This window comes from Proteus sp. MB838, assembly GCF_054767435.1.
The window spans coordinates 12,107-24,470 of the sequence record NZ_BAABMO010000027.1 but is presented as its reverse complement, the minus strand read 5'-3'; the positions used below and the strand labels follow the sequence as shown (position 1 = coordinate 24,470).

The window sequence follows — 12,364 nt, the reverse complement described above, 5'->3', positions numbered from 1 at the left end:
TTCTGCACATTGATGCAGACAAAAGGATTAATTGCTTGGCATCATAAAAGCTTTTCTTGAATTACTCGAATAATATCCAACATTTTATTGATTTTACATAAACTTTCATCAAGCAATAGCGTTCAATATGACAAAATTTTAAATAGAGCACAGTTTTTTTCTAATAAATCAGTTATATAGGTTATGCTCATTCTTAATTGTGAGCATATAACAAAATAAATTGCTATTTTTACGAAATAACCTAATTTTACGATAAGTATATTAATGAAAAAATAAAGGGTGCAAATTATTACACCCCTTTATATTTATTCTGCTAATATTTTTTTCAGTCGAAAATAACGCCGGCCTAAACGCCATTTTAATCTAAAATCTTTCGCATTTTTCCAAATTAAGGCCCAAATTCCCCGCTCAAAAAATACCTTAACTATCTGTTTTTTGGTTTCTGGTGAACTAATCGCATCAATAGAATGAATAATACCTAAACCTTCTTTGGCTATTTGCCAATAACAAGCATTGATCGTTTTTGCTATCTCAGCATGGCGTTGATTAATAGCATCCAGCATCTCAAGTATTTTCATATAGTTATAAATTGTTCTTACATGAATACGATCATCGGGTGTCGTATGCGACACGGAGCCAGAATGAATAAAATAGTCGTAATAACGCTCATCGATATATTTTACCCGTTTCGCCGTTAATAACACTTCTGTCGTCCAAGGAATATCTTGGTGATGCAAACCCGGCTCAAAGTAATAACCATGCTCCAATAAAAACTGACGTCGATAAATATTTAGCCATGTAACATGTAAGAACTTTTTCGATTCAAGAGCACGTTCAAGCCATTGAGGCCCGGTTAATACCTCTGTGGTTGTTAAACGCGTTGAAGGAAAGATAGGGCGTGTTGGTCGGTTTTTATCATCATAAACATAATTCCCATTACAGGTTGCTACATCCAAATTATCGGCTTGGGCAATTTCAAGTAATCGGGGATACATGCGTTTATCTATCACATCATCAATATCAGGAAAAGCAACGTATTCCCCCTTTGCAACAGCAAATCCTGTATTACGCGCAACGGAAACACCTTGGTTTTCTTGTGTTAAAATAGTGACATTGGGAAAGTGTTTTTCCCATTTATCTAAGATCTGACGAGAGTTATCAGTAGAGCCATCATCAACTAAAATAAGTTCCCAGTTTTCCAGTTGTTGGGCATGTAAACAATTAAAAAACTGTGGTAAAAATTTTTCACCATTAAAAACCGCCACCACAATACTTAATTGGGGAAAAGAAGAGGACATACCGAACCTTTTATTTTTTTAATAAGACAGAAATATTTTGTCGTGAACATTTTTGCTTAAGGGCATTAAGGGTAGCAAAGATAGTTAGCTTAATATGAAGCTAATCTTGCTATGTTACACTTAACATTAATCAAAAAGTGCGCTTTTTGAGCCAATTAGGCCTCTAAAATTCACTAGTTAGGCTAAGTATAAGTAATTTTGTCTTGATACTGATGAAGAAAGGGTTAAGGATGTGCGTTTTTTAAAAAAGATAGGCTCGAGATGACTGTTTATCCATGAGTGATATAAGTTACAAAACTGTCTTTTTTTAGCGGTTATGACACTTATATCACTCATTAATATAAAACATCCGCAGAACGGATGTTTTTTACTTATGGATACTTATTTATACTTTATGTTTTTTGTACTTTAATTTTTCTATTCTTCGATATCGTCTTCATCACAGACTTCAAGCTCAGGAAAGTAATCAACTCGCCAAGACTTAATGCCTTGATAAACTTTATCAACAGCGTTTCTTACCGCTTCGGTCATTGGGTAATAGAATCCCACCAGATCGGGCTGGATCCCCAAGAAAGTAATATCGGGGATATCGTCCTTTAATTGATCTATCAGAAAATTTAACGGCATGTTATGGGTGCTCATAATAAACATTTCTGCAATATAATCAGGATCTATTACCCTTATTTCACCAGGTTTTAAACCAATATCAGCCGCATCAACAATGACAACACATTGCGGTTGTAATGCTCTTATTTGATAAGAAACATTCTCTGGCGCACTTCCCCCATTGATAACCATCCAACCATCAATCGGGTTTGCTTCCATTAAATCCGCTAACAGAGGACCGGCTCCATCATCCCCCATCATGCTATTTCCTACCGTTAATACGACCTTAGGTGCTGTCATTGTTTCACTCATGGTTTTCTCTTTACTATCAAATAAATCGCTGGCTCTATAACAATTTCACCTAATAAATTAATCAGCGTTTGGCTCCACTCACCAAAAAGTGGATCATCACTTTTGGCAATAGGATCGAAAGCTAAAGCTAACATGTGAGTATGTTCAGAATTGATATTGATCTCACCGAAAGTCAGCAATCCTTGCATTTTTCGTTTTGCTTCCCCCTCAGGTAATAAATCAATCCATGCTTGATATTTTTCTAAAGGACAAACCAACTCTGTTTTTAAGCAGTCAATCATGCCGACGTGATGACCAATCGCCAACGAGTAGTACATCACTTGTTGCGCCTGCTCAGGTATATCATCATCGCTATCAACAAACTTTTGTCTTAATGACCAAAAGTAAACTTTAGCGTCATCAGACATGAACGCCTCCTTGGTTTAATGAATGCACCAGTCGTTTTACAATTTCCGCTAAACGAGGATCATTCGCTTGGCGTAACCATTCATCAACACGCCCACTGACTTCTTGTACTGTGGCACCATCAAGTAAAGTGAGGAAATGATCACTAATTTGTCGCCCTTGATAATAACCAGCAAGACGACGAGCTTCACGCTCTATCATTACCCGAGTATCAAGAGGGATCGACGGCAGTAACAGTGACGCTTGCTCATTATCCACTTCAGTGTGATTTTGGCCTTTTAGTTTTTGATCTAATAAGCCTAATGCCACAGCAAAACCATAAATAGTTGCTGCAGGTGTCGGAGGACAACCAGGTATCCACACATCAATAGGAACGATGGTTTCACTCCCACCCCATACACAATAGAGATCGTGGAATATCCCACCACCACAACCACAAGCCCCATAAGAGATACAAATTTTGGGATCTGGTGCTGATTCATAAGCACGTAATGCCGGTACACGCATTTGGCGTGTTACGGCACCAGTAAATAACAAAATATCAGCATGGCGAGGTGAAGCAACCACCTTGATACCAAATCGCTCGGCATCAAAAACAGGTGTAATTGCAGAGAAAATTTCAATCTCACAACCATTACAACCACCACAGTCAACACGATAAACATACGCGGAACGTTGAATATCTTTCAATAACGTTTTTTTCAGCTTTTTCACCTGATCACTTAATGTGATAGGTTGGCTGACATGATGATTGATGGGAATTTCTGGTAGACTCATTTTTTCACACTCCCGACATTGCCCATACTAATATTTTCTTGACCATCAGAGAGTAGGTTATGTTTACGTTTACACTCTGGGCAAGTTTCAAATTGTGGACGCATTGCCTCAACAGTTTGTGCATCCCAACCCGATTGCACCAGCAGTGCCATAGCGTAATCAACAGATTTTCTAGGTGTAAAGGGTTGATGACACTCACGGCAGCTTAATAATTTAAATGTACCTTTAATATAAAGATCTGATTTTTGTGTGACTGCCGTTTCAAACATATCTGATAATACAATTGCCCGAGTTGGGCAGACTTCTTCACAACGGCCGCAATAAATACAACGACCAATAAATAACTGCCAGTGACGTTCACCCGTTTCGAGGTTGGTTTCCATGGTCAGTGCATTTGCAGGACATGCAGAAGTACAAGCCCCACAAACAATACATTGCTCAGGTGAGTACTCAGGTTTTCCTCTAAAACCATCAGGGAGTTCTAATGGTTTAAAAGGATATTTTGTTGTTGCATCGCCTGTTTTGATAATGGTTTTAAACAATTTTAACATCGTTCAGTCCCTCACTTGAGCGGCGAATTTTTACGTTCGATGCTATAACGTTCAATTTCTTTATAAGAAACTGTTTTCGATTTACGTTTTTTCACATCGACAAGCGTTACCCTGTCAGCACAGGAGTAACAAGGATCGAGGCTACCGATAATTAATGGTGCATCAGAAACCGTATTTCCTTGTAACATATAACGTAGTACTGGCCAGTTAGCGTAAGTGGCCGCACGACAACGCCAACGGAATAATTTTTGATTATCACCCAACATACTCCAGTGAATATCTTCACCTCGTGGAGCTTCGGTAAAACCAAGTGCAAATTTATAAGGTTGGTAGGTAAAGCCTTCTGTTAATAACGGTCCTTCCGGCAGATTATCTAAGGCATATTCAATCATTGCCATAGAATCAAGCACTTCCTTAATACGCACCATCACACGTGAGAAAACATCCCCACCTTCATAACTAAATAGGGTTAATGGTAAGTTGCCATAATCTGCAAATGGGTGATCAAAGCGTACATCACGTTTAAAACCACTGGCTCTGATCATGGGGCCTACCGGACTGAAATCACGCGCGACTTTCTTATCTAAAATCCCGACCCCAACGGTACGCTGTTCCATATTTGGCGCAGAAAGTAAGATGTCGACTAATTCAGTGACTTCTTTGCGCATTTCTCTGACTAATTGGATAGTTTTAATACGTTGATCTTTTAAAATATCGCGACGAATACCACCAATTAAGTTTAAGCCGTAGGTTTTACGTGCTCCCGTCAGCATTTCAGCAATCTGCATGGATTTTTCACGAATACGGAAGAATTGCATGAAACCGGTATCAAATCCGGTAAAGTGACTTGCTAAACCGATATTTAATAAATGACTATGTAGACGTTCAACTTCTAATAAAATAGAACGGATAGTATGAGCGCGACGAGGCACTTCAATACCTAACGCATTTTCAACAGAAGTGGTATATGCCACGCTATGTGTAAAGCCACAAATCCCACAGACACGGTCTGATAGGAAAGTCACTTCATTATAGCCCATACGGGTTTCTGCCAATTTTTCCATACCACGGTGTACATAGAACATGCGATAGTCAGCATCAACAATATTTTCACCGTCAACAAATAAACGGAAATGTCCCGGTTCATCAGACGTAATATGCATAGGGCCGATAGGAACGACACGCGCATCTTGTTTGCCTTCGTTCACAAACGGATAAGTTTCTGTTTCTGTGGTTGGCGTTGGACGTTGGCGATAATCCATGGCATCTTTACGTAACGGATACATATCTTCAGGCCAATCATCTGGAAGCACTAAACGACGCTCATCCGGTAATCCCACAGGAATAAGACCATACATATCACGAATTTCACGCTCTCCCCATACTGCTGCAGGAACTCGTGGGGTAACAGAAGGAAATTCAAGTGTAATAGGACTAACGTGTGCTTTAACGACTATCCAGCACTTTTCACCCTCTTCCATCGATAAGGCGTAATAGACGGCATAATCACCATTTAAACTACGTTCATCGTTACCAAATAAAACAGGTAACCAGCCTCCTAAACCGTAATATAGATACTCCACCACTTCAGGCAGTGATCCCGTTTTAACTGTTATCGTCAATTGATCAGCGGTTTGTCGCTCTTCATCAAGAATAGCTGATGGGAATTTTTCTCGAACTTTAGCAACATAACCCGCACCGAGTTCGTTTCCCTCTTTTCTACTGACATAATTTTGATAGCTCACGTTACTTCTCCTGAACCGATATTGATGGATTGCTGATTAACGTTGTTGGCCATGTATAATTTGGTGATCCACTCTCATCGATATTCATCACGATATTGGCTGCGTTCTCCAATAACTCACTGACTGGCTTAGGAATATGTGTTCCCATTAACAACATAAGCGCAATCAAAATGATCATCGGTAGTGTGGTTAACAGACCTAATTCACCTTTGGCAACCACATCCGGTTTTGGACCAAATACCGTTTTAGCTACCATACGAACTAATCCACCTAATACTACGGTTAATAACAATAATAATAGAATTGTTAATCCCATATGCTTAGCTGCTAAGCCTGCAACAACAATCATAAATTCACTGATAAAGACATTAAATGGTGGCATACCCCCTAATGCCAAAGCACCGCCAGCAAATAATGCAGCACTTAATGGCATTACTTTAAACATGCCTTTCACGACATTTAGATCCCGTGTACCGTATTTCAGTAACACGTTACCAGAGCCGCAGAACAGCAATGCTTTTGCTAAGCTGTGGTTTAACGTGTGGAATAAAGCCGCCAAAATCCCAATCGGGCCACCAATACCCAGAGCCACTGCAATTAACCCCATGTTTTCCACACTGGAGTACGCTAATAAGCGTTTCATATCGCGCTGGATCAGAATAAAGAACGCGGCGATAGCAACAGAGAGGAAGCCAAAGATTAACAATAGGTTACGAGTGAATTCAGTGCCTATTGCTGCATCAATAATAATGTAGTAACGAATAATGATTAACAGCGCACAGTTTAATAACACCGCAGATAACAGCGCACTAACAGGGCTTGGCGCTTCACTGTGAGCATCTGGTAACCATGCATGCATTGGGAATAACCCGGTTTTGGTACCGAAACCGATCAAAATAAATACAAAAGCTAAATGCATCAGTGTTGGATCTAACTGATGTGTATATTTCAACACTTCTATCCAGAAGATGGCCTGATCAGGATCAGGCATAAAGCTTGCTGCATTGGCATAAACTAAAATTGTGCCAAAAAGACCAAATGCGACACCGACACTACAGATAATAATGTACTTCCATGCAGCTTCTAATGAAGAGCGTTGACCATAAATCCCTACTAAAAAAGCAGAGCTTAATGTTGTGGCTTCAATCGCGGCCCACATCAAGATCAAGTTATTACTGGTGATCGCTAATAACATGGTGAAAAGGAAGAGGTGGAAGAAACCATAGTAGTTACATAAAGTACGAACAGAAATTTCGCCCTCATCCACTTCATGATTCATATAACCAATAGAATACAGGCCGGTTAAAAAACCAATGATGCCTAAAATGGCTAGAAATAGTGCCCCTAAACTATCAACATGAACCCATTTCGCTGCCGCCAATATTTCGCCATGGGACATCACATCAGCAACAGTGCCTAACGCGGCAATGACTAAGACAAAAATACCTATAGTATGAATGCCTGTAACGATAGGACGTGCTGCTGCTTTCAATAATGGGCTTAAAAATGCCAATATCGAAAATACCAGCGGTGCAAACATTAAGATTGTTAACATGGTTGTTTGATTCATCTCCTCACCCCTTCAGCGCGGTCAGTTGATCCACGTTCAGTGTGTTGAGCGTGCGGTAAATCTTACGCGCCAATACTGCCATGACAATCACAGCAAAAATGGCATCCGTTGCTATACCAATTTCTACCAACTCTGGTGCCCTCCACGCTAATAAAGCGAGTGTTAAGTGAGAGCCGTTTTCCATTAAGCAGTAACCAAATGCTTGTTTTAGGATATTTCGTTGAGTCACAATACACAGTAGACCTAGCATAAAATGGCCTAAAGAGACCGCTAATGCAGGTTTCAATTCCGCCACCATAGGTATTTGAATTGGCTCAACCACAAACCAACATAAAATCACAATCACGGCGGCTAATAACATCAATAATGCTGGTTTAATGACACTGATATTGGCGCTCGGATCGGATAATTTGCGGAAGGCAAATCCTAAGATAAGTGGAACGAGTAGAACTTTGGTAAAGAAGGCGGTTATCGCCCAAAGTGTCAGTTGATGTGCATCTAGCGTATTTGCTAAAGTGACAAAAATCATCACCAAAACAAAGGATTGCAGAGCATAAAACCAACAGGAAGCAATAGGCTTTCTTGCGCCTATCACCAGTAGCGAGGTGATCATCATTAACCCCGCTAAATTATTAACAATAAGTGCTCCAGTCATGATTTATCCCCTTATCCTAGCCAAGTCACAGCAATAACACTGGATGCGAAAGACATAATAATCAGTATTCCAATCACAATTTGCATTGCCATAGGAACCGGTTGTCCTTGCGCAACTTCTTTACTTGGTTCTCCTGGCACCACACGGCCAAACCAGTAGATAAACCAAGTGAAACTTGCAACAGATTCAATCAGCACCAGAACCATAATAGGTGTCATTACCCAGAACACACTCGATAATTCAAAGCCTGCTGCAAAGATAGGGAATTTACTAAAGAAACCATTGAGTGGAGGTACACCTGCAATCGCTAACGCAGCAACACAAAAGCCCACACCCAGCAATGGATATTTATTAATTAACCCTTTTAAGCGCGGTAACATACGAGTACCACAGCTATAACTTAGAGCACCTGCGACTAAGAAGAACAAACTTTTAGCAAAAGCGTGGTTAAAGATATAAGCCACACCACCATTAAAGGCTTCACGAGGTCCAAAGATTGAGATAGATAACGCGAGGAAGATATAAGAAAGCTGTGTAATGGTTGACCATGCTAACAGACGTTTCATATCTTTTTGTGGCAGATACATCATAAAGCCATAAATCAGAGTGATAACCGCCATGGCGATCCCCACCCAACCAATGATATGAGGGACATCACCGGCTGAAATAATGGCACGAGCAAAGATATACACACCCACTTTAACCATTGACGCAGCGTGTAAGTAAGCACTTACAGGTGTTGGTGCTTCCATTGCGTCAGGTAACCAAGCTTGTAAAGGAAGCTGTGCTGATTTACCCCAAGCAGCAAACAGAATACCGCCAAAGACAATCAGTTTTGTTGGCTCATCTAATGTTGCTATCGCAGTTAGTTCAAACGAACCCGTACTTACAAACAAGGTTGCTGCTGCAAGATACAGACCGATTGACGCAACATGAGTAATTAACAATGCCTTCATTGCCGAACGCAATGACTTCTCTGATTGGTAATAACCAATTAATGCCCAAGAACAACCACCGGTAATTTCGAAAAACAGCAGTTGCCCTAAAATGGTAGATGACAGTACTAAACCTGCCATAGCACCAATAAAGATCAACAGGAAAGCATAATAACGACGAGTCCCATCATGGGGATGCTCACGGTTACCGTTAGTGAGATAACCCGTTGAATAAAAACTAACGAGTAATCCTAAGAACACAACGGCAAAAGCAATTAAGGTACTGACGCGATCAATGGTAAAACCAAATAGCGCAACATCACCATATTGTACTAGCGTAATTGTGGTATCGACTTTACCTTCAGCGAGGAACTGCCAACCTAAAACAACAGTACCTAATGTGGCTAATAAAGCGAACAGTGTACATAACCACTTCGCCATCCGATTTGGCAGTATGGACGTAATTAACGCCCCTGCAAATGGGATGAGTAAGGTCGCAAGAGCTATATTTTCCATTGCAATCATCGCTCCTTATAGACCAGTTAAATAGAAAACAAAAGCCAGTGCCGCAACACCGAACCCTAACCATGTCACATGCTGAGTCAGTAAGAAGCGACCACGCGCTAAACTGTTTTCAACTAATGACGCTAATACAAACACGACCAGCAATTTCACGGCCATTAACACTAAGGCGACAAGAAGCGCGACAAAAGTAAATTCAGTCGCTTTGCCAAAAGGAATAAATACGGCAAGGAACAGCTCAGCAATCACCACTTGTTTTAAACCAATACCCAGTTTAACCATGGCAAAACCAGAGCCGGAGTACTCGGTTAGTGGTCCTTCTTGTAATTCTTGCTCTGCTTCCGCGACGTCAAAAGGCATTTTGCCCATTTCAATAAATGCCGCAAAAGCACAAGCCAATAAGGCTAAAAGTGTAGCTGTGGGTGATACCCAACCTTGGGCGAGTGTCGCACTGATAGTGCCGACATTGGTTGAACCCACAATCAATGCCACCACAATCAACGAAAGCACTAAAATAGGCTCAACTAATACACCCAATGTCAGTTCACGGCTGGCCCCAATACCCGCAAATGGACTACCTGAATCCAAACCCGATAAAGAGAAAAAGAAACGAAATAGCGCAAACAGATAAATTAATGCAATTAAGTCAGCTGCACCGCCAAACAAAGAGGTTGCCGTAAAGACAGGCAATGCCATTGCCACTAATAACATACTGCCTAATAACACATAAGGCATCACTTGGAAGATCACGCCAGATTGCTCAGGGGCAACGGATTGACGTTTAAGTAATTTAAAAATATCTCGGTAATCCTGCCAAATACCAGGACCTTGACGCGAATGCATCTTGGCACGAATTTGGCGAGAAATACCTGTACATAATGGGGTTATCGCCAGCAGAAAGAGTGCTTGAATAACCGCGAATATTCCCATCATAAACGAAGGTGTTTCTTGGAAAGTCATCATTCCCTCTCCTTACGCTGCGATAACTAAAAGTAAGATGACCAGCGCTGCCACCACGTATAGACAATAGAGTCTGAAATCGCCGCCTTGTAGGCATTGGATACGTTTAGCAAAACGTTGGATACCACGAACCAATGGATAAATAATGCTTTCATCCCAGAATGGTTCGACCTTTTCAGCACCGCGCTGTGTTTTATTAAAGCCACGTGAAAGCCAAGGTGATGGATCAAGCTGTTTACGCATACGATAAAGTGGTGCAAACATACTACGTAGTGCTTGAGTAAAGCCCCCAGCGGACACCGCCATGTCTTTTTCCCAGACATAACCACAGGCCCATGGATTACCTTTACGGCGAAATGCAGGTTGACCACCTTTTAAGCCGAGATAAATTAAGAATGGAATTAGTGGTAAGGCGATTAATAAAATAAATGTTAAGGCAGGAGAGAACATCGCTTGTGATGCACTATCAGGGACTAATATCGCACCTTGAGTCACTGTTAATGCACTGGTTTCGCTAAGTGACATTGCAATATTGGCAATAATTGGCGCAACAAAAGCCGCACCCACACCTAATACAACACAGAAAAGTGCTAATAACCCCATAGCAATGGTCATTGGCAACGGTACTTCTTTAGCTTTAGTCGCTTGCTCACTACGTGGGCCACCGCAAAAACTGACGCCATAAACTTTGACGAAACACATTGCCGCTAATGCCCCGGTAATTGCCAACATAATAATGGCAATAGGACCACTTAAGCGCATGACAAAGTTACCATCGTAACTCATCGTAAATAGTGATTGATAAGTATACCACTCACTCACAAAACCATTTAATGGCGGTAATGCTGAAATTGCCATACAACCAATTAAGAATGCCGTTGCAGTGTAAGGCATTAGTTTGGCTAATCCACCCATCTTATCCATATCACGAGTGTGAATTTGATTAATAATGGCTCCGGCACCTAAGAACAATAATCCTTTAAATACCGCGTGGTTTAATAAGTGGTATAACGCACCAAGCAGACCGAGAGCGGCAATCACTGGATGATCGGTTGCCATACCTACCATACCAACTCCCACGCCCATCAAGATGATGCCGATATTTTCAACGGTGTGCCATGCAAGTAGACGTTTTAAATCGTGCTCTGCTAATGCGTACATAACCCCTAATACAGAAGAGACAGCACCGAATGCGAGAACGACAATTCCCCACCACATTTGTGAAGCACCTAATAAATCAATGCCTACTTTGATGATGCCAAAAATACCAATTTTCACCATCACCCCAGACATTAATGCTGAAGCGTGAGAGGGTGCTGCGGGGTGCGCTTTTGGCAACCAACTGTGTAATGGCAACATACCGGCTTTGGCACCAAATCCGAAGAAGCCCAGTAAGAACACCACAGAAGCCATTGCAGGGGAAAGAGAAAGTTGACGGAATGAATCAAAATCAAGGCTACCGCTTTCACGCCACATTAAGAAGAAGGCTATCATGATTAGCACAGAGCCTGCGTGAGCGATAAAGAAGTAGAGTAAACCGGCGTGGATAGATTCGTCATCTTGGTCAGCGATGACTAAGAACCAAGATGCTAACGACATCATTTCAAATAGGATAATAAAGTAAAACGCATTATCCATAACAATCAGTCCTACCATGGAAGCAATAAAGAGATTCATAAAAAATCCCATACTCCATGCGCCGCGACCTTTGTATTCTTGAACATAAGAGAGTGAATACAACGCACAAACAGTGACGAGTAAAGAAATGACAAACACCATAAAGGCGCCAAGCATATCCATACGCACCACAAAAGCGGCGAAATCAAATGGCCCAGCCATAGCAAAACTGATTGTTTCACCATTTAAAATAACCGGTAATGCGCTTAAAACACCTAATACACCACCGATGATTGCGCTGATCCCCGATATTAGGATTGCCAATCCTTCCTGTTTCTTTAAAAACAGTGCAATAACGCCACCAACAACATACAGGATGATTGACCACATCAGTAACTGAAGAGGTTCCAT

At 41.1% G+C, this 12,364-nt stretch carries 11 protein-coding genes; all 11 read right to left on the bottom strand.

Annotated elements, in window-relative coordinates; genetic code table 11:
* Positions 1–305: 305 nt before the first annotated feature.
* Positions 306–1,298, bottom strand: a complete 993-nt coding sequence (locus tag ACYUCW_RS12430) for a glycosyltransferase (RefSeq protein ID WP_012368418.1) — start codon at positions 1,296–1,298, stop codon at positions 306–308.
* A 417-nt stretch (positions 1,299–1,715) separates the two neighbouring features.
* Entirely contained in the window at positions 1,716–2,216 is a 501-nt protein-coding gene (gene hycI / locus ACYUCW_RS12425) for a hydrogenase maturation peptidase HycI (RefSeq protein WP_004245684.1), read from the bottom strand.
* On the bottom strand, positions 2,213–2,623 hold the full coding sequence (locus tag ACYUCW_RS12420; protein ID WP_460408707.1) for a formate hydrogenlyase maturation HycH family protein: 411 nt from the start codon (positions 2,621–2,623) through the stop codon (positions 2,213–2,215). The genes hycI and ACYUCW_RS12420 overlap by 4 nt, the downstream gene beginning before the upstream one ends.
* On the bottom strand, positions 2,616–3,398 hold the full coding sequence (locus ACYUCW_RS12415) for an NADH-quinone oxidoreductase subunit B family protein (RefSeq protein WP_004245686.1): 783 nt from the start codon (positions 3,396–3,398) through the stop codon (positions 2,616–2,618). Before ACYUCW_RS12415 ends, ACYUCW_RS12420 begins: the two co-directional genes overlap by 8 nt.
* Positions 3,395–3,949 carry a hydrogenase 4 subunit H gene (hyfH, locus tag ACYUCW_RS12410; RefSeq protein WP_004245688.1) on the bottom strand — a complete coding sequence of 185 codons (555 nt, stop codon included), beginning with the start codon at positions 3,947–3,949 and terminating at the stop codon, positions 3,395–3,397. The genes ACYUCW_RS12415 and hyfH overlap by 4 nt, the downstream gene beginning before the upstream one ends.
* Positions 3,950–3,960: 11 nt before the next feature.
* The gene (locus ACYUCW_RS12405) at positions 3,961–5,694 is read right to left on the bottom strand and encodes a hydrogenase large subunit (RefSeq protein ID WP_460408704.1); all 1,734 of its coding nucleotides are present in this window, start codon (positions 5,692–5,694) and stop codon (positions 3,961–3,963) included.
* A 1-nt stretch (position 5,695) separates the two neighbouring features.
* Positions 5,696–7,264 (bottom strand): hydrogenase 4 subunit F, encoded by a 1,569-nt coding sequence (locus tag ACYUCW_RS12400; protein WP_004249284.1) that lies wholly within the window; start codon positions 7,262–7,264, stop codon positions 5,696–5,698.
* Between the two features lie 4 nt (positions 7,265–7,268).
* Complete coding sequence (gene hyfE, locus ACYUCW_RS12395) at positions 7,269–7,919, bottom strand: hydrogenase 4 membrane subunit (protein WP_004245691.1); 651 nt, start codon at positions 7,917–7,919, stop codon at positions 7,269–7,271.
* 11 nt (positions 7,920–7,930) lie between these two features.
* On the bottom strand, positions 7,931–9,379 hold the full coding sequence (locus ACYUCW_RS12390) for a hydrogenase 4 subunit D (RefSeq protein ID WP_012368420.1): 1,449 nt from the start codon (positions 9,377–9,379) through the stop codon (positions 7,931–7,933).
* 6 nt (positions 9,380–9,385) lie between these two features.
* The gene (locus ACYUCW_RS12385) at positions 9,386–10,336 is read right to left on the bottom strand and encodes a respiratory chain complex I subunit 1 family protein (protein WP_012368421.1); all 951 of its coding nucleotides are present in this window, start codon (positions 10,334–10,336) and stop codon (positions 9,386–9,388) included.
* A 12-nt stretch (positions 10,337–10,348) separates the two neighbouring features.
* A complete protein-coding gene (gene hyfB / locus ACYUCW_RS12380; protein ID WP_004250169.1) occupies positions 10,349–12,364 on the bottom strand; it encodes a hydrogenase 4 subunit B in 2,016 nt (671 codons plus the stop codon).

Bases quoted from the DNA above. Each gene is read 5' to 3' on its own strand.
- ACYUCW_RS12430 (WP_012368418.1), bottom strand. From the start codon at position 1,298: ATGTCCTCTTCTTTTCCCCAATTAAGTATTGTGGTGGCGGTTTTTAAT.
- hycI (WP_004245684.1), bottom strand. From the start codon at position 2,216: ATGAGTGAAACAATGACAGCACCTAAGGTCGTATTAACGGTAGGAAAT.
- ACYUCW_RS12420 (WP_460408707.1), bottom strand. From the start codon at position 2,623: ATGTCTGATGACGCTAAAGTTTACTTTTGGTCATTAAGACAAAAGTTT.
- ACYUCW_RS12415 (WP_004245686.1), bottom strand. From the start codon at position 3,398: ATGAGTCTACCAGAAATTCCCATCAATCATCATGTCAGCCAACCTATC.
- hyfH (WP_004245688.1), bottom strand. From the start codon at position 3,949: ATGTTAAAATTGTTTAAAACCATTATCAAAACAGGCGATGCAACAACA.
- ACYUCW_RS12400 (WP_004249284.1), bottom strand. From the start codon at position 7,264: ATGAATCAAACAACCATGTTAACAATCTTAATGTTTGCACCGCTGGTA.
- hyfE (WP_004245691.1), bottom strand. From the start codon at position 7,919: ATGACTGGAGCACTTATTGTTAATAATTTAGCGGGGTTAATGATGATC.
- ACYUCW_RS12390 (WP_012368420.1), bottom strand. From the start codon at position 9,379: ATGATTGCAATGGAAAATATAGCTCTTGCGACCTTACTCATCCCATTT.
- ACYUCW_RS12385 (WP_012368421.1), bottom strand. From the start codon at position 10,336: ATGACTTTCCAAGAAACACCTTCGTTTATGATGGGAATATTCGCGGTT.
- hyfB (WP_004250169.1), bottom strand. From the start codon at position 12,364: ATGGAACCTCTTCAGTTACTGATGTGGTCAATCATCCTGTATGTTGTT.